The sequence below is a fragment of the Lentzea xinjiangensis genome (assembly GCF_900110955.1).
Lineage (GTDB): Bacteria > Actinomycetota > Actinomycetes > Mycobacteriales > Pseudonocardiaceae > Lentzea > Lentzea xinjiangensis.
This window is the reverse complement of sequence record NZ_FOFR01000023.1, coordinates 115964-132788: the sequence shown is the minus strand read 5'-3', so window position 1 is coordinate 132788 and position 16825 is coordinate 115964. Positions and strand designations below refer to the sequence as shown.

Annotated in this window: 22 protein-coding genes; 11 read left to right on the top strand and 11 right to left on the bottom strand. The window is 67.7% G+C overall.

All coding sequences use genetic code 11. From position 1 onward, the window contains the following. On the bottom strand, window positions 1–231 hold a 231-nt coding region (locus BMW88_RS34640; protein ID WP_143116409.1), incomplete at its 3' end, for a transposase. Window positions 232–374: 143 nt separating this feature from the next. Between BMW88_RS34640 and BMW88_RS34635 the strand changes: the two genes are divergently transcribed. Next, entirely contained in the window at window positions 375–683 is a 309-nt protein-coding gene (locus tag BMW88_RS34635; protein WP_089959306.1) for a hypothetical protein, read from the top strand. A gap of 90 nt (window positions 684–773) precedes the next feature. Continuing rightward, the gene (locus BMW88_RS34630) at window positions 774–953 is read left to right on the top strand and encodes a hypothetical protein (protein ID WP_089959304.1); all 180 of its coding nucleotides are present in this window, start codon (window positions 774–776) and stop codon (window positions 951–953) included. A gap of 231 nt (window positions 954–1184) precedes the next feature. Here BMW88_RS34630 and BMW88_RS34625 read toward each other — a convergent pair whose 3' ends face one another. Next, a complete protein-coding gene (locus BMW88_RS34625) occupies window positions 1185–1700 on the bottom strand; it encodes a winged helix-turn-helix transcriptional regulator (protein WP_089959301.1) in 516 nt (171 codons plus the stop codon). Between the two features lie 89 nt (window positions 1701–1789). Between BMW88_RS34625 and BMW88_RS34620 the strand changes: the two genes are divergently transcribed. Next, entirely contained in the window at window positions 1790–2563 is a 774-nt protein-coding gene (locus BMW88_RS34620; RefSeq protein ID WP_089959299.1) for an SGNH/GDSL hydrolase family protein, read from the top strand. 570 nt (window positions 2564–3133) lie between these two features. Here the strand turns inward: BMW88_RS34620 and BMW88_RS34610 are convergent. Genes BMW88_RS34610 through BMW88_RS34600 form a run of 3 tightly spaced genes read right to left on the bottom strand, consistent with a single transcriptional unit; the run spans window position 3134 to window position 4740 of the window. After that, window positions 3134–3772 carry a hypothetical protein gene (locus BMW88_RS34610; RefSeq protein WP_089959297.1) on the bottom strand — a complete coding sequence of 213 codons (639 nt, stop codon included), beginning with the start codon at window positions 3770–3772 and terminating at the stop codon, window positions 3134–3136. A 2-nt stretch (window positions 3773–3774) separates the two neighbouring features. After that, window positions 3775–4305 carry an SMI1/KNR4 family protein gene (locus tag BMW88_RS34605; RefSeq protein WP_089959295.1) on the bottom strand — a complete coding sequence of 177 codons (531 nt, stop codon included), beginning with the start codon at window positions 4303–4305 and terminating at the stop codon, window positions 3775–3777. Window positions 4306–4353: 48 nt separating this feature from the next. After that, complete coding sequence (locus tag BMW88_RS34600) at window positions 4354–4740, bottom strand: DNA/RNA non-specific endonuclease (protein ID WP_089959293.1); 387 nt, start codon at window positions 4738–4740, stop codon at window positions 4354–4356. Between BMW88_RS34600 and BMW88_RS41335 the strand changes: the two genes are divergently transcribed. From BMW88_RS41335 to BMW88_RS34585, 3 genes are all read left to right on the top strand, one after another. Next, window positions 4727–5134: an SbtR family transcriptional regulator gene (locus tag BMW88_RS41335; RefSeq protein WP_143116408.1), complete on the top strand. Its 408-nt coding sequence runs from the start codon at window positions 4727–4729 to the stop codon at window positions 5132–5134. The genes BMW88_RS34600 and BMW88_RS41335 overlap by 14 nt on opposite strands. A 208-nt stretch (window positions 5135–5342) precedes the next feature. Then, window positions 5343–5516, top strand: a complete 174-nt coding sequence (locus BMW88_RS42430; protein WP_177221560.1) for a hypothetical protein — start codon at window positions 5343–5345, stop codon at window positions 5514–5516. A 326-nt stretch (window positions 5517–5842) separates the two neighbouring features. Continuing rightward, window positions 5843–7309 (top strand): hypothetical protein, encoded by a 1467-nt coding sequence (locus BMW88_RS34585; RefSeq protein WP_143116407.1) that lies wholly within the window; start codon window positions 5843–5845, stop codon window positions 7307–7309. 48 nt (window positions 7310–7357) lie between these two features. On the opposite strand, the gene BMW88_RS44170 is transcribed toward BMW88_RS34585, so the two are convergent. Further along, on the bottom strand, window positions 7358–7489 hold the full coding sequence (locus BMW88_RS44170) for a hypothetical protein (RefSeq protein ID WP_281249493.1): 132 nt from the start codon (window positions 7487–7489) through the stop codon (window positions 7358–7360). Window positions 7490–7571: 82 nt separating this feature from the next. Next, window positions 7572–8396: an alpha/beta fold hydrolase gene (locus BMW88_RS34580; RefSeq protein ID WP_342715310.1), complete on the bottom strand. Its 825-nt coding sequence runs from the start codon at window positions 8394–8396 to the stop codon at window positions 7572–7574. An 18-nt stretch (window positions 8397–8414) separates the two neighbouring features. Between BMW88_RS34580 and BMW88_RS34575 the strand changes: the two genes are divergently transcribed. Next, entirely contained in the window at window positions 8415–9305 is an 891-nt protein-coding gene (locus tag BMW88_RS34575; protein WP_089959325.1) for a LysR family transcriptional regulator, read from the top strand. Between the two features lie 71 nt (window positions 9306–9376). Here BMW88_RS34575 and BMW88_RS34570 read toward each other — a convergent pair whose 3' ends face one another. Beyond that, window positions 9377–10345: an alpha/beta hydrolase family protein gene (locus tag BMW88_RS34570; protein WP_089959282.1), complete on the bottom strand. Its 969-nt coding sequence runs from the start codon at window positions 10343–10345 to the stop codon at window positions 9377–9379. On the opposite strand from BMW88_RS34570, the gene BMW88_RS42425 reads away from it, so the two are divergent. From BMW88_RS42425 to BMW88_RS34555, 4 genes are all read left to right on the top strand, one after another. Next, window positions 10344–10484 (top strand): hypothetical protein, encoded by a 141-nt coding sequence (locus tag BMW88_RS42425; protein ID WP_177221559.1) that lies wholly within the window; start codon window positions 10344–10346, stop codon window positions 10482–10484. The genes BMW88_RS34570 and BMW88_RS42425 overlap by 2 nt on opposite strands. Further along, a complete protein-coding gene (locus BMW88_RS34565; protein WP_245778256.1) occupies window positions 10465–11139 on the top strand; it encodes a TetR/AcrR family transcriptional regulator in 675 nt (224 codons plus the stop codon). Before BMW88_RS42425 ends, BMW88_RS34565 begins: the two co-directional genes overlap by 20 nt. Window positions 11140–11387: 248 nt before the next feature. Next, window positions 11388–13022, top strand: coding sequence for a S8 family peptidase (locus BMW88_RS34560; RefSeq protein WP_245778255.1), 1635 nt, complete (start codon window positions 11388–11390; stop codon window positions 13020–13022). A gap of 179 nt (window positions 13023–13201) precedes the next feature. Further along, on the top strand, window positions 13202–13996 hold the full coding sequence (locus tag BMW88_RS34555) for a PIG-L family deacetylase (RefSeq protein WP_089959278.1): 795 nt from the start codon (window positions 13202–13204) through the stop codon (window positions 13994–13996). A gap of 48 nt (window positions 13997–14044) precedes the next feature. Here the strand turns inward: BMW88_RS34555 and BMW88_RS34550 are convergent, their stop codons facing one another. From BMW88_RS34550 to BMW88_RS34540, 3 genes are read right to left on the bottom strand one after another with little or no spacing between them, the layout of a single operon-like run. Next, complete coding sequence (locus BMW88_RS34550) at window positions 14045–14668, bottom strand: LysE family translocator (RefSeq protein WP_089959275.1); 624 nt, start codon at window positions 14666–14668, stop codon at window positions 14045–14047. Then, entirely contained in the window at window positions 14661–15176 is a 516-nt protein-coding gene (locus tag BMW88_RS34545) for a pyridoxamine 5'-phosphate oxidase family protein (RefSeq protein ID WP_245778254.1), read from the bottom strand. Before BMW88_RS34545 ends, BMW88_RS34550 begins: the two co-directional genes overlap by 8 nt. Further along, window positions 15173–16531 carry an SUMF1/EgtB/PvdO family nonheme iron enzyme gene (locus tag BMW88_RS34540; RefSeq protein WP_089959273.1) on the bottom strand — a complete coding sequence of 453 codons (1359 nt, stop codon included), beginning with the start codon at window positions 16529–16531 and terminating at the stop codon, window positions 15173–15175. Before BMW88_RS34540 ends, BMW88_RS34545 begins: the two co-directional genes overlap by 4 nt. Between the last annotated feature and the right edge of the window lie 294 nt (window positions 16532–16825).

Below are 16825 nucleotides of genomic sequence, written 5' to 3'. Positions count from 1 at the left end.
ACGCTGCCAGCGGCGGAACAACCCGTACACGGTCTGCCAGGGACCGTAGTCGGGCGGGATGTCGCGCCACGGGGCACCGACGCGCACCCGCCATCGGATGCCGTCGATCAACTGCCTTTTGCTCCACTTCGGTGGGCGGCCCGGCTTGGCGCCGACGGGCAGCAGCGGCTGCAACACAGCCCACTGCGCGTCGGTCAGGTCGGCCCGCCCCGCTGCCGCTACGCTGGCCACGAGGTCTCCGGTACTGCAGGTTTGCTTGGTCGCTAACCCACTTACCGGAGACCTCGCCACGTTCCGGCACCGACACGCCGCCGATCACCTCACCTTTGAAACACGGGCTAGCCTCGCGGTGGCACACGACACTGGGGGATCCGGTGAACGCACCGATCACACCGGAAGGACGGCGCAGGCTCCGCGAAGCGCTGCTGGAGCTGCCCCACCAGGACTCGGGTGAGGAGCCCGCGGCCAAGAGCGAGGTCGACGTCCTCAGCGAGGTGATGGTGATGCTCGCGTTCCACGGGTTGAACGTGGCCAGGCGAGTTCGGACGGCGCCGGGCGTGAGCGCCGACCCGCACGCGGCGCGCCTGCTCGACGAGTACGAGGAGCTGCTGACCCGAGCGGGCTCGTTGTCGCAGCAGTTCCTCGGTCTCGCGAAGCGCTTCGGCGAACCGGACGGCTCGTGAAGAGGTTGTCCGATCGGGGGTCACGGGCACTGGCGCCTCGCTAGGGTCGGTCGCAGTGCCGCGCCGTGCCGGCGGGTAGGCCGTGCGTGGATGGTCTTCCACGACAGCGATGCCGCCGAGTCACGCGACATGTTCTTCGACCGCGACCACCCGCTCAACATCACCGCCGGAGTCAACGGCCCGAGCGTGACGGTCGCGATCAGCATCACGGACAACGACGGCAGGACGACGTACTGCGCGGAGAACATCACCAAGCGGCACGCGCCGTAGTTGATCAACTCGGTTATGGCCTTTGGCTCGGCAGGGTCCCGAACGTTCTAGAGCCGTGCGGTGACGTCGGCTGGGGTCCACTCGATGACGCCGTTCAAGTGGCTGCGCCAGGCCGACGCCGACGAGGGTGTCAAGCCGGGTGTGAGCCGCAGCGACTCAGCTGAGCTGCGCAAGGCGCGGCAGCAGATCAGACTGCTGGGGCAGGAGAACGAGGTCCTGTGCTGGGTCTGGTCACTCGCGTATGCGGGCGCCGGGTCCGGGGGCGGCCTGGATGTCGCCGAGGCTGTCCACGGGGTGGTCGTGGGCGCAGCGGACCTGGGTTCGGATCGGCGCGCCGCAGTCGCGATGGGTGAGCACGACGGTGGGTCCGCCGGGGGCGGGAAGCCAGTGGTCGGCCCAGTTCAGCAGGCTGATGATCGCGGCGGCCAGGTCCCGTCCCTTGTCGGTGAGGCGGTATTCGTGACGGCCGCGTGATCCGGTGTCGTGGTAGGCGACTTTGATCAAGATGCCTTGGTCGGTCAGGTCGCGCAGGCGCGCGGACAGCACACCGGGGGTCAAGCCCGTGTGGCGGCGGAAGTCGTCGAAACGCCGAGTTCCGTAGAACGCCTCCCGCACCACCTGTCCAGCGCTGCGCGGCACGAGCACGTCGAGTGCTCGCTGCACCGAGTCCGGCTCCAAGAGCCACGCATCGCGGTTCCACGCCGGGTCCGCGACCTCGGTCGGATCATGCGCGCGGCGCTGGTGCATACGCGCACTTTGTCACATGCTCCAGCACCTCGCGTCTGCAAGAGCAGTTGTCGTGCAGCGTGCCGAGAGGTTCGGCTACGGTGCTGGGTATGGTTTACGATACTCAGCCGGTGCGGCGGTTCGTGGCGCTCGGCGACAGCCTCACCGAAGGCGTCGGTGACCCCCGGCTCGACGGCACGCTGCGCGGCTGGGCCGACGTCCTGGCCGGCGAGCTCGACCATGCGTGGCCCGGGCTGCGCTACGACAACCTCGCCGTGCGGGGATGGCACGCCCAGCACGTCCTGCAGTTCCAGCTGGAGCAGGCGCTGGAGCTCAAACCCGACCTGGCGAGCGTCATGGTGGGTGCCAACGACGCGTTCGACCGGCACGGGTTCGACAGTGCCGAAGTCGGCCGCGTGCTGCGGCAGACGGTGGCAGCCCTGTGCGACACCGGCACAAGGGTGGTCATGGCGACGCTGCCGGACATCACGCGGCGCTGGCCTGGGCCCGCACGCCTGCACCAGGCGACGCGCTCGCGGTTCGAGCTCGTCAACGACCACGTGCGCACGATCGCGGTCGAGCACGACGCGATCATGCTGGACCTGTGGCACGACGAACGCACCCACGCGTCACGGATGTGGTCGATCGACCGCGTTCACCCCGGCACGCACGGGCACGCCGGAATCGCTCACAGCTTCGCCGAACTCATCCTGGGCCGTACCCGTTCCCCCTGGACCCCGGCGGGACCGGCGGTGACCGCGGCGCAACGACTGGCCGAGATCCGCTCGCTCTACACCATCCTGCGAGCCGACCGCCGGCACCCGCTGCCCACCCAGCTCCCCCGCGGATCGTGGAACCTCGCTCCCACCGGACCACAGCGCTAAGCGCGTGGCCCTGGAAGCCTTGGCTTGAGTTTCAACCTTGGGGTCCTGCCGGGCTCATGATGTCGTGTCGGAAGCCGGTTTCGTGACCCGGCCAGGCGTCCGGACCTTGGCGGCAGCGTTTCGGCGCGTTCGCAGGCAAGGCGGCCATCGGCCGGATCGCATGAAATCCTCGACGGACGCGGGCCGGGACAACCGAGCGGCGTGGCCGGCGCGCGTTCCCAGGGGCGGCGCCGATCCTCCACGAGCGACCGGCCGGACCGAAGCGGGTGAAAACGGCGATCATCACTCAGGTCCATCGATCCGCGGACCGCGGATGCGGGGCCGGGTCCAGCCCAGCGTCTGTTTGAGGAACCGGAATGTGTGTTCGGCTCGAAGCGGCGCAAGAAAGTCTGCCACGATCGTTCCGCTGTGCTGCGGCGACCTCTTCCCGGGCGGCGCTGGAGTGCCTCAGCCACAACAGTTGCCGGACCTGAACGAAGCCTGGGCAGATGATCGTGATGAGCTAAAGCCTGCCACCTTTGACGATGAGTTCCGCGCCCCGCGCACCTTTCAACTGAGCCGCCGTCTGAGTCAGTCCGGAAGTCCCAGGTCGCGCAGTGAGAGTCTGCGAATCTGGGGCGAGCGCGCCTCAGAGAAGCTTAGCCAATCCTCCTCGCGGACCGGCTGGAACGCAGGCAAGTCGAGAGCCAGGACATCCTCCTCGACCGGCCCAAGCACCCGGCTGTGCAACTCCCCGGTGACGAACCCGATCAGGAACTCTACGGCACCGCAGTCAAATTCCTCCACTGCAGGAACGTCATCCAAGCCCCAGATGCCAGCGCTGGAAACCGCGACCGTCCACCGTTGCGGATCAAGCGACCGGGGCACCCAGAACAACCCTTGATGATCCCCGCGTGCCCACGGGACCATGCCCTCCTCCGGAACGTCCTGCGGGTGCTCGCGCCGCCACTCCTCCGTCTCCTGCATCTCGATCTCGAACTGGTGCAGGTGGTCCGGCGCCCCGTCCACCCGGTACGGCGGCTGCACGATGACGTTGGCCGCGACGCCCGGCGCGTTGAACGCCCCAGGCGGAAAAACTGCATGCAGGTCCCGGTAATCAGGCGGCAACTCGAAGCCCAGCTTCGTGTGCACCACATCCCACGGTGTTTCCACATAGGACCGTCCGGTCCAGCCCGTGACCTCGGTGAGCCGCCGCACCGCCTCGTGCACGACTACCGCCCCGTGTTGTTCGGTGCTCCAGGCAGGTCCTGGGAGGTCCGGTAGGCCGGTGCACCCGGCTTGGGGGTGAGGAGTTTGCTCGGCAACTTGCCTCGTACCAGGGCGATCAGGAAGGCGACCGCGCTCACGTCGCACTCCTCCCAGTTGCCGTCCGCGCTCCGCGCTACCACCGGCCACTTGTTCGGATCGCCATCGTCGGCGAGCCAGAACAGTTCGCCGCCCATCGGGTGATCGAACGTGGCCCACGGAATCAGGCCGGGAAGCTGCGGGAAGGCGGCGTACGGAGGTTTTCGGCCATCCTTCAGTGACAGCATCACTTCGCGGTGCAGGGCGAGCAGGTCGCCCTCGTATCCCGTTCGGGTCGGAGCGTTGAGGCGCACTGTGCCGGCGTACTTGCCCGCCGGCACAGTGCTGAGCAGCGCCTTGTAGTCGTCCGGCAATGACAGGCCGAGAAGCCGCTCGGTGATTCGCCAGTCTGGCAGCCACTTGGGTGAACCAGACCAGCCGACGATGTCGGCCAGCACGTCAACAGCCGGTGAACGTGGTGCCACTGGTCGAGACTCCTTGCTTGTTCAGTTGAGGATGACGACACTACAAGTCCACCCGTTCTCGCCTACAGCGTTCACGAAGATCGAGGCCGGCAGCGGGTTGCCCTGGCTGTGAACCGGTTTGACCTCCATGAGTACCGGGGTGTTGCTCTCGACCTGCTTCTGGATCTCGGCTTCGACGTTGTGGTACATCCACGGGTTGTTCATCGGATCCCGGTAACACGGTACGAAGTTGGCCAGGTCGGTGTTTGAGCCGTTCAACTTGTGCCCGATCAGGTGACAACGGGCGATCTTCTTGCTCGTGCCCAGGCCGAACATGCTGAAGGCGAGTGTGGGCCGCTTGGTGTTCCTCGCGGAAACCACGCAAGCCGTGGCACCTGTGGTCCTGTCATAGGTCGTGCCGTTCCAGATCGCTTCTTCTGGCTCCTCGTACTGCTGCCAGTTCTGTCGGCAGCGCCCGCCACCGTTTTGTGTGCCCGTCGGTGGGAGTCACGGGTCGTCTGCCCGGTGGGCCACCGCCTTCGACGGATTCCCCGAATCCCTGCGCCTGACGTTGACCGGGAACAACTCGCCGCTGAGCGTGACCTGCCAGGGCTACGTCAAGATCACTGACGACTTCCTCGCAGCAGCTCAGCGCGACGGCGGCGCCCGCCCCGAAGTGCGCGGCCGGGACCTGTTCCTCGTGGCGCTCGCCATCAGCTGGGTGCGCGGCGCCGCAATGGCCGACGAGTCCTCGCATCCTGGGCTCTGTGCACTGTTGCGCACCGGATGGGAGAACCCCGACGACAGGAGCGCTGACCGGTGATCGACCGGGGTGACCGTGGTTCATCCCTGGCTGGTCGAGGAAGTCCCACAGGCATCCGGCGGGGCGGGGACACCCGAGGCCACTACTCGTGCGCACGTAGGCCGACGCGGCGTCCTGTCCGCTACCGCCGCTTGCCTCGCCGCAGCAACGAAACTCGCTCGCCGCCTGAACAATGCTCCCGACAGCCATCTGGAACACGGCGGGGTGGGTGAACCGGATCTACAGCGCCCAAAAGGAACTCGAGGTGCACGACCTCGACGTCACCTTCACCAACGGTGAGGGTTACCGACGAGACCACCACCAATGCCCTGCGCGGCCTACCCCGGAGCTCGGCGTGCGCGCGGTCGGCGGCCGACCCGCCAAGGACCAGACGGCGAGCTGATCCGCTACTGGTGATCACGACGTCGTCCTGAACTCAGGCCGCGCGGCGGCTGTCTTCCCGCGTCGTTCGGTGCGCCAGATAACGTCCGGTGAGAGCCCGGACTTTTCGCAGAAAAATCTTCACACTGACAGCGACGATTTCACATCGGGCCGACTACGCCCTCTTACCGGGAATATGCTCTGCGTCGGCCGGAAGGTTGACCCCCGACTCCGCCAGGAGTAACGTCATGTGCTCGCTCGTCGAGGCCATTGAATTGGGGGTGGCGCGCTATGCGGCCACGACTGATCGACAGAGCTTCACAAATACAGAATCCCAGATCCGCACTGTTGCTGCAACCACTCGTATCGGATGAACTCCTTGACGGAATCGACATCCCGGTCGGCGTGAGAGCCAGGAACTGGCGACTGGAGCACGAAGTTCACGGCTCGAGCGTCCTGTCCGACAGGGTCGGCTCCACCCGGAACTTCCTGTCGACCCAGGTGAACCTGGTGCGCGACGAAGTCAGGGACACCACCTGGTGCTCGATCATCGAAGGCGGCTCCCTCGTCCTCGTGAGGATCGACGAAAAAGGGGAATCGCGCCGCACCATCGCCGAGAACGACGTGTGGCGAAGCCACCTGGTCCTGGACAAGTTCACCGGCGAGCCGATCCTGTGCTGGATCACCGCCAACCCGGACGGCCGGGCCCTGTGGTTCCAGGGCGAGCTCGTGCCCACCGCCACCCACCACCCCGACTTCCCGTTCGTGGCGTTGAACCAGGTACCCATCGGCCACGTGCAGTCGAGCCCGCCGAGCTTCGGGATCCTCACGTACAAGTGCCGGGACAGCGGACGGCTTCACTACCGGATGTTCGAGGGACGGGACCTGGGGCCCGAGGTCGAGGTCGGTGTCCAGGCGACGGTCGGCGGGCTGAGCTGCGCGATGTCGGAAGCGGCGGTGATCGGTCGAATCGACGCGGTAGACGGTGACCGCGTGGTTCCGATGATCTCCCTCGCGACCGACCGGCAGGGCGTGTTCGAAGACTTCGAGGCCGTCGAGCTGCCCTACACAGAGCCATTTCGCACAATGCCTGCCTCCGGCCCGCCGACCACCGATTTCCGGGGACACTTCCACGTTCCCATCGCGGTCGCGGACGAGAACGAGGCGATCGCACTGGACCTCGTCCTCGACGAGGCGTTGGTCGAAGCGGTCACAGTGCCGACGAACTCACCGCAGAGTTCGAGAGCGGTTACTCAAGCATTCCCGAAGAAGGATGGCCTGGGCAGGTTCGGCGACGGGGTCTCGGACGGTCTCGGAATCATCATGGTCGCCCTGGCCGACAGCCTCCTCTACACGAGCAACTCCCAGGCCGGCGGAATCCACTTCCCCGAGAAGGCGCACTTGAACCACGAAATGCCGAAGGTGGCCGCGTTCAGCTCCACGGAGTGCTACACCGGCGGCCGGCAGCCCAATGTGGTGAGCATGGACTACGTTTATCTGGAGGCGGACGAGGAGGGCCTCCCCCTTTCGAGAGAGCTGCACTTCGAGACGTGGGACATGCCCCTGCCGGTACCGCAGGTCACGGCCATCGCGGAGGGCTCCGACATCACGGTCACGATTGAGAAGGACGCGAACTTCGAAGCCGGCAGGACAACGTTCGAACTCGATCCAGCCGTGCAGGTTCGAGGTGTGGAGGTAGTGGATGACCGACATGCCCGAGTGCGGACCGTTGGGGACGTCCGTCCCGGTCAGCGGATCGGCTTCGAGGTCCGCTCGCGGTTCTACCACCACCACGGTGATGCCGTGATCACTTGAGACGGCGACATCCGCCACGTCGGCGTGGAGCGCGCACGCGCTCGACGGTCATGTCTTGCGGGTCGCGTCGCCAGGCGGCGCGACCCGACGGCCCGCGGTGCGCACCACCACATCGGCCGGCAACTGCTCGACCAGCACGCGGTGCAGGTCGGCGCGATGCTGGGCCAGCGGTGCTTCCACCCAGGCCGGAACCGCATCAGGTGGCCGCTCGCCGGAGTGCGCGAGGTGGTTCCGGCCTCGGTCAGCGCCGACACCCGGGGTCTTACAGGATGTTCCAAAAATCGATCAACATGCGAGCCGCTCGCGCAGGATCGTCGAGCATCCACCAGTGACCGATCCCGTCGAGTTCGGCCGCGTGCGCGCCAGCCCGTCCGGCGGCTCGGCGGCGGAGCGCGGTGCTGCCCACGCTGAAGTCCTCCGTGGGAATGGGAACCAGACCGGGCCTGGCGGCGGCCGCGGGCAGATCGCGGCCACGCTCGAGCAGCACCTGCTGGGGCACGGACCGGTACAGCGAGAGAATCGCTTTGCCCATCTCCTGGCCCTGTTCGAGGGCCACTTCACCGGCCGTGGGCTCTGGGATGCCCCACTCGACCATCCGCGCCGCCCGTTCACTGGCGTCTCCCGAGAAGAGCTGCTCGACGTTGCGCTCGCCGTCGCCTGGTGTCTGCCAGACCTTCGCGATCTCGTGCCAGGTGTAGTCCGGCTCATAACCACCGACGGTGTCACTGACCCAGCTGCGGATCAGGTCAGGACGGGTCATGGCCACCTCGAGCACGAACCCGCCGCCGAGGGATTGGCCGACGAGGTCGACGGGCGAGTCCAACCGCGACAGTTCGTCGACCAGCCAGTCCCGGTACTCGTCGAACGTGGCGTTGAAGCCAGGGGGAACAGGAGCGCCGAAGGCCGGTGGTCCAAGCAGGACCACCCTCCGCCGGAGAGCCTCGGGCAACTCGTTGATCAGGGGCGTCCACACCGCGGGAGTTGCTGGAACGCCGTTGACGAAAGCAATGGTCATGTCTCCAGCACACCCTCGGATCGCGCCATCCGTCCAAGACCTGTTCCGCACCTCGCCATGCAGAAACCGCATCACGGGTAGCCTGTGAACGTGCTCCCCGACCTGGATCTACGGCTGGTCCGGTACTTTCTGGTGGTCGCCGAACAGCTCAACTTCGCTCGGGCGGCCGAGGAGTTGCGGGTCGCCCAGCCCTCCCTGAGCCGTCAGATCCAGCGGCTGGAGAACGCTCTCGGCGTACGCCTGCTGGAGCGCACCAACCAGGGCAGCCGGCTCACCGCGGCCGGCGCCGCATTCCTCCCGCGAGCGCGGCAACTGGTACACGACGCGGAGCAGGCGGTGCTCACCGTGCGCGCCGCCGCGCCGGCGCGCACGATCACCATCGGGTACGCCGACGACCTCGTCATCACGCCCGCCGTCCGCGACCTGCGAAGCCGTTGTCCCGGGGCGCACATCCGCACGCGTCATCTCAGTTCGCGCGAGGCAGGTACGTTGCCGGACCGGCAGATCGATGCTTTGGTCATCCGCCTGCCGTTGCCGATACCGGCCGACAACCTCACCGTGACGACGCTGTACACCGAACCCCTGGTCGTGTTGATTCCCGCCTCCCACCGCTTCGCGGGCAAGGAGTCGGTCGACGTGACCGACATCCACTCCGAACCGCTCGTCGGCTGTACCGGTATGGGCGAGGCCTGGAGCGGCTTCTGGCGGCTCGAGCCTCGGCACGACGGTGGTCCGGCCCCGTTGGGGCCCGTCCTGGCAGACACCTACGACGACAAGCTCGAGGCCATCGCCGAGGGCACCGCCATCGCTGTCGTTCCCGCCGACGACCGGCGCTTCACCCTGCGTCCCGGCCTGGTCGTCGTTCCGGTCACCGGAGCCGAGCCGAGCCAGGTCGTCGTCGCCCACCGCGCCGGGGACACCAACCCGCTCGTCGCGGAGTTCGTCAGATCCGCGGAGAAGCTGCTTGTCCGCGCGATCTGACACGCTCCATGCGGCTTGTGCATGACGAGGCGCGAAACAGGTCTTCGACGTCCTGAGTCGCACGTCGCGGGCTACTTGGTTTCGACCTTCGCCAGGGGCGTCTCCCGCGTTTCCAGGGCTTTCAGGGCGATGTCCCAGGACGTGTCACCGGGGAACAACCGGGAACGCAGGTAGGCCCACACCAGCGCCCGCAGCGCGGCAACCCGTTCGGGGTTCTCGTCGGAGGTCTCCGCGGCGTCGTAGCCGGAGATCCCGCCGAACAGGTGCTGCGCGCCCAGGAGGGTCAGCAGCGTCTTGTTCCCGCCGGGGCTGTGGGTGTAGGCGTCCCAGCGGTAGCTGAGCCGGGAGGAGAAGTTGGGGTTCAGGTCCTCGTCGCCGGCGATGACGAGCGCGGCGCCGGTCATCTGCCCGAAGTCGATGTACTTCATCATCGGGTAGTGCTCCGCGGCCCACGGCGAGAAGTGCTCGTCGGCGATGCCCGGTCCTCCGATCACGACGCCGGCCTTGACCCTGGGATCGGAGAGGTCCTTCTCCCGTGGGTCGTTCGGGTCAGCCACCCGCGAGCCCAGCAGCAGCGAGACCGTGTGGCCACCGGCCGAGTGGCCGACCGCGGCCACCTTCTCGGTGTCGACACGGCCCGGCAGCCCCGGAACCGCGGCGAGGACCTCCTCCAGGTGATCGAGGATGGTGTGCATGTCGACGGCGCGGTCGCGCCAGAACAGCGGCGCGTCGGGCAGGTCCTGGTCGCGCAGCCCGAGCACTGTGGAGTCCAGGTGTGTCGGCTGGACGACGACGAACCCGTGAGCGGCCCAGAAATCGGCGACGGGGCCGTAGCCGCGCAGCGAGGAGATGAAGTTGGCCATGCCGTGCCCGTGCGAGAGCAGTATCACCGGCAGGCCGGTCCCGGTCGCGGGCGCCGAAACCTTGATCTCCAGCGGCACGGGCCGGTCCGGCACCTCGAGCGAGACGGGGCTGTAGCTGACGATGGGGGTCGGGTCGCTGACCGGGAAGCCGGCGGCGTCCGCGTAGGTCGCGCTCATGGTTGTTCCTCTCGGGCCGTTCGTCCGTGAAAGCCGTTGCTCGCCGGACTCGGTGGTGATCGGCTTCGATCACCCGGCAGACATTGCCATGGACGGCAAGTTTGCACAAGGAGGTATTTTTGGCATCGGCTGCATGTAGGCTGAGGCACGCGCAGGCGGTGATCAACGGAGTGCGGGAGAGTGCGACGGTGACCAGTGACGGTCCGGGGCTTCGGGAACGGTCCAAAGCACGACGACGGCGCCTGATCCTGCACACAGCCCTGCGCCTGTTCGCCGAACACGGGTACGAACGGACCACCATCGCCGACATCGCCGAGGTGGCCGAAGTCGCGCCGCGGACCGTGACGGGCTACTTCCCGTCGAAGCTCGACTTCATCACCGAATGGCCGGCGTCCATCGAGCGGCGGATCATCGCGCTACACCAAGAGGATCCCACCTTGGAGTTCATCGATCTGGTGGACAGGTGGTGGCACGACCTGCGCGACAACGTCGACCGGGAGGAAGCCGCACTCACCCGCGCCATGGCCCTGGCCAACCCCGGCGTGGTCGCCATGGCGGAGGCCGAGGTCTCGCAGCGGACCCCCGGAACCGGCTTCCCCTTCGACGGAGCCGATCGCGACGACCTGTTCGGAGCCGCAGGCCGAGCCGCGATCAGGGGCGTCAACCACGTGTTCCTCCGCGGCGTCGCCGAGGGCCGCATGACCGACGAACTCCATGACGACCTGCTGCGGCTGATCCGCGCCATCGCCGACAGCACCAACGTCGGCCACGGCTCGCTCAAGCTGGATCTTTAGTACTGCATCGGCACTTATGCGACGCCGTGGTGAGGGGTGCCCGATGCCCGCGAGAACCGGCCGAGCAGCACCTCGCCCCCTCCGGCGGTGACCCAAGTGGAAACCTGGCCGTGTGAACCGCGGGCACGCTGATGTTCACGCGTTGATTGTTCACGCTGCGGGATCGACCGTGAAAAACCCTGGCACGCATAGAAACGAGAGAAGGGATCAGCTGACCGGAGGGGAAACAGCCAGTGAGAAGAAGAAGGTTGCTACCAGCAGCGCTGGTCGTCCCGTTGCTGCTGGCGCTGGGGGGCGTCAACGCTGTCGCGCAGCCGCTGAGCGGATACACCGTGCTCGTGGAGACGGGTGCCAGCCGTGACGCGGCGAAGGCCGCGATCCGGTCTGCCGGTGGCACTGTGGTCAAGGAGAACACCGCGGTCGGCAGCATCAGTGCGCGCGGGCCGCAGGCGGGGTTCATCCAGCAGGTGACGGCGTCGGAGGCGGTGTTCGGCGCGGCCCGCGACTTCGTCCTCACCGAATCTCCGGAGGCCGCTGCCGGCACGAGCGGCACGCCGACCATCGCGAGTGGTGGCCCCGAGCCGTTGGAGGAGGACCAGTGGGGCCTGCGGATGGTCCGCGCGGATCTGGCCAGGGACAAGCAACTCGGTGATCCGCGGGTGTACGTGGGCGTGATGGACACGGGCATCGACGGCAGCCATCCCGACCTCGGGCCGCGGCTCAACCGCGCGCTGTCCCGCAACTTCACGCGTGACATCCCGGTCGACGGGGACACCTGCGAGGTGCCGAGCTGCGTCGACCCGGTGGACGCCGACGACGACGGCCACGGCTCGCACGTCGCGGGCATCATCGCCGCTCCCCTCAACGGGTTCGGCACCGCCGGGGTCGCGCCCGACGTCACGCTCGTGAACCTCCGCGTGGCGCAGGACTGCGGTTACTTCTTCCTACAGCCGGTCCTGGACGGGCTGACCTACGGCGCCGACATCGGGCTCGACGTGATCAACATGTCGTTCTTCGTCGACCCGTGGCGGTTCAACTGCGCCGCGAGTCCGGACGACAGCCTGGACGAGCAGATCGAGCAGCGCACGATCATGGCCGGGTTCCAGCGCGCCCTGAACTACGCGCACGGCAAGGGAGTCACGCTGGTGAGCTCGATGGGCAACCAGCACGAGGACCTCGGCAAGCCGCGTCCTCACGACATCCTGAGCCCGGGCTACCCTGGCGCGACCCGTCCGCGGGCGGTCGACAACGCGACCTGCCTCAAGATGCCGGCCGAGGGAGAGCACGTGCTGGGTGTCACGGCGCTCGGTCCGTCGCAGGCGAAGGCCGACCGCTCCGACTACGGGGTCGAGCGGACCGACTTCGCCGCGCCGGGCGGGTTCTTCAAGGACTACTTCGGCACGCCGTGGTACGAGACCCAGGAGAACGAGGTCCTGTCCGCGTATCCCCGCAACGCCTCACGGGCCAAGGGATACATCGACGCGAACGACAACATCACCCAGAAGGGCAGGGACGAGGGTCACCTCGTCAAGCACTGCAAGGACGGCACCTGTGCGTTCTACGCCTTCATCGACGGCACCTCGATGGCGGCGCCGCACGTCTCCGCCACCGCGGCGCTGACGATCAGCCAGTACGGCAAGCCGGATCCGACGCGCCCCGGCACGCTCACGATGCCGCCGGACAAGGTGGAGAAGGTGCTGAGGGGCACTGCGGACAAGGTCCCGTGCCCGACGCCGCGGACGGTGTCCTACGAGCACCTCGGCCTTCCGGCGGAGTACAACGCCACCTGTGAAGGCGACCTGGACTTCAACGGGTTCTACGGCCACGGCGTCGTCGACGCGTTCGCCGCCGTGACTCGCGGTGCGGAGCACCTCACGAGCTAGCGGCGTGCCGCCAAGACGGGGTGCCCGGTGGCCAGTTGGGGGATGTGCTGCTCCCACTGGGCGCCCGCGGTAGTGAAGGGTGGCCCTCCCAGCAGGAGAGGGCCACCCTGTACGCGGGGCATGCGGACACCGGTCAACACCGCGCACGTTGAGGCCGTCAATCCTCTGTACTGGACACCATGACCCGGACACTGCTCGCGGTGCACGCACATCCCGACGACGAGTCGACCTCCACCGGCGGCATCCTCGCCCACTACGCCTCGCTCGGCACCCGCATCGTGCTCGTGACCTGCACGAACGGTGAGCTCGGCGACGCACCGGACGGCGCCGAACCTTTCACGCCCACACACGACCCCGCACAGGTCGCAGCGCACCGGCTCGGTGAGCTGCAAGCGGCGTGCCGCGTGCTCGGTGTGACCGACGTCGAACTGCTCGGGTATCACGACTCGGGCATCGCTGCCTGGGAGAAGCCGCGCGGTGCCTTCGTGGATGTGCCGGTGTCCGCGGCTGCCGAGCGGGTGGCGAGGCTGGTCGAGCACTACGAGCCGCAGGTCGTGGTGACCTACGACGCCGAGAACACGGCGCAGCACCGCGACCACCAGCACGCCGCACGGGTGGCCTCGGCGGCGTTCGACCTGACCGGGGTGGCGGCCAAGCTCTACTTCAAGGCCCACGGCCGGGCGTACTGGGAACGGCTGGTCCGGGTGGCCGCCTCGGTCGGACTCCACCGGGACATGCCCACCGGACTCGATGACGTCGACCGGCGCATCACCACGACCATCGACACCCGCGCGGTCGTCGACCGCAAGCGCGCCGCGCTGCTCTGCCACGCCTCGCAGCTCAACTCGTCGATCGCGGGCAGGCTGCCACCAGCCGAGTTCGCCGAGGCGCTCGGCGTCGAGGACTTCGTCCGCGCCCGGGACACCACGGGATCGCCTGTCCCGGAGACCGACCTCTTCGCCGGGCTCGGGTAGCGCGCGAAGCACCCGAGGTCGCCGACCTGCTACTTCACGAACGCGGTCTCAGGAGTGCGGCACGGCGGCTGCGAGCGCGCCCAGCACCAGGTAGACGATTCCGCTCGAGGTGTCGAGCTTGCGCCGGTTGGCCGGTCGGCGCAGCTTGGCGGACAACGCGCTGGCGAGGAGCGCGTACGTGCCGTCGCTCAGCACGCCGAGCACCAGGAACCCGGCGCAGAAGAACAAGACCTGGAACAGCACGGCGCCACGGGCCGGGTCGACGAACTGCGGCAGGAACGCCGTGAAGAAGATCAGCGTCTTCGGGTTGAGCACGCTGACGACCACGGCCTGCCCGTACACCCGTCGCAGCGGCACCTTCTCGAGCTCCAGCTCCGCTCCGGCGCGCAGTGACCGCAGTTTGCCGACACCGAGCCAGATCAGGTAGCCGGCGCCGAGGTACTGGATCACCGTGAAGGCTGTCGACGACGCCGTCAGCAGCGCCGACAGCCCGAAAGCGCTCGCCAGGACGTACGGGATCGTGCCCGTGTGCATGCCCAGCACCGACACCAGGCCCGCGGCACGTCCCTGCGAGACGCTTCTGGTGATGATGTACATGACTGACGGGCCGGGAATCGCGAAGAGCGCCGCGGTGGCCGCGACGAACAGCAGGACTGTGGTCGAGTCAGGCACGGTCGGGCCAGGCGGGTCGGTAGGTGAGGTCGACGGTCCAGATGTCGTCCGGTGTCATCTTGCAGAGCTTCGTGCCGAACGCGGACGGGTCGGGTCGGAGCTGGAACCTCGCGTCCCAGTCGTCCTCGTGCGGGCCCGCGTACCTGGTCAGGATGCGGCGGCCGCGGGGCACGTCGAACGGCACCACGCTGGCCTTCCCGTGTGCGATCACCTGTCGCGTCTCCCCCGTGTCCAGGTCGCACGTGTCGATCACCAGCTCGAACTCCGGGTTCTGAGCCAGCCGTTGTTCGAGGATCGACCACGCGCCGGTGAGCTTCCAGAACGACTCGTCTTCCCAGATGTACCAGAACGGGCGGATCACCGGGCCGGTCAGCGCGATCCGGCCCACCAGCGGCCGTGCGAGGAACTCCTCGACGTCGAACTGAGCGCCGGTGAACGGGCCGATCCTGCCGTCGCGGCGCCGGAACCTGACCCGGCGGGCCTTGATGTCCTGCGGCGCAGCCGTCATGCGCGCACCTCGGCTTCGGTCGCGTCGTACGCACAACGAAAGCCGACCTCGTTGTGCCGGTCGGTCAGGAGGTCCTTGCCCCGGTAGAAGGTCGTCATGCACACCGGTGGCGAGGTCCAGGTGCCGCCACGCAGGACGTGGAAGGCCTCCGGCCGGTTCATGAACTCCGATCCCTTGCGGCCTCTGAAGAACGGCTGCATGTCGGCCCTGGTGAAGAAGTTGGTCCTGGTGATCTCCCAGACGTTGCCCGCCATGTTCAAGGCCCCGTACGGGCTCGCACCCTCCGGCAACGCGTCCGCCGCGACGACCGGGCGCTTCGGCCAGTCGTGCGTTGTGCGCACCAGCAACGCCTCCAGTTCCGCGAGATCCTTGAGGTCTTCCTGCTCGTACGCGGCGAGCACGCCCTGCGCCTTCGTCCTGTCCCACTCGTTGCCCCACGGGTAGATGCGCGCATCCGTGCCGCGGGCCGCCTTCTCCCACTCGTCCTCTGACGGCAGCCGGCCGCCGGCCCAGCGCGCGAACGCGTAGGCGTCGTACCAATCGACGCCGACGACGGGGAACGCCGGATCGTTGAACCGCGGATCACGCCAATGCGCGGGCGTGTAGTCCTTGTCGTCCGGCTCGTCAGGGTGTGCGAAGGCCTTGCTGCCTTTGGCTTCCGCGAGGAACTCGGCGTACCTGGCATTCGTCACGGCAGTGCGGTCCAGGTAGAAGGCAGGAAGCTCCACGACGCGCAGCGGGTTGTCCGAGTCGTCCATCTGAAACGGTCCGACCTCGCTGACGCTCGCACCGGCGATGAACGGGCCACCGGGCACCAGCACGACGTCGCGCAGGTCGCGCTCACGGCGGGCTGCGGCGACGGCCGAGTGCTTGTCCGCGAAGTGCCGGTCCTCCAGCACCCGCAGCTCGTCGGGATCACGGCTGCCGAAGTAGTTCCACAGCGCGTTCTTGGTGAACGCCGCACCGCATCCGACCGGTTTGCGAGCGTAGGCGTGCTTGCTGAAGTTGCTGGGCCAGCCGGAAATCCTGATCATGTGCTCGACGGACTCCGGAATGCGGTGCTCACCGGCCGCCTTGATGGCGGTGAACGCGACCCAGTCGACGTCGTCGTGGGTGGCCTCGCTGATCGTCTCGCGGGCTCGCGCCGACCCGGTGAACCGCGCCGCCAGGGTCTGCACCGCGATGCGGCGCACGTTCCAGTCACGATGTCCCGCCACCAGCCCGCACAGCCAGCCGACCAGCTCGTCCGAGCCGGCGGCGCCATCGAGTGCGCTCTGGAACGCGTTCATCCGCTCCGCGTAGGCCCGGTCGTCGAGGGCCGACAACGTCGAGGCGTCGACCAGTTCTTCGTACACCGCTCCCCCTCTATCCTGCGAAGTCGAGGGTGCCGGGTGGTGATCTGAGCACCACCCGGCACCCTCACCTGTTCATCGTGGGCCGGTCACCACTTGGTCGCGGCCTCGCCCGCCTCGCGGGACCCCAGGAACTCCTCGTTCGTCATCGCACTCGCCTCCCTTCGTTGCGCGTCGAATTCAGTTCCTCCGCATCACTGCGGTGGCAAGAGCGCGCGGGAGATCGACGGAACGCATTCCACAGAACTTCCCCCAAGGGAAATTCCCCCAGTGCCGACCCCCGCGGCAACCGATTCC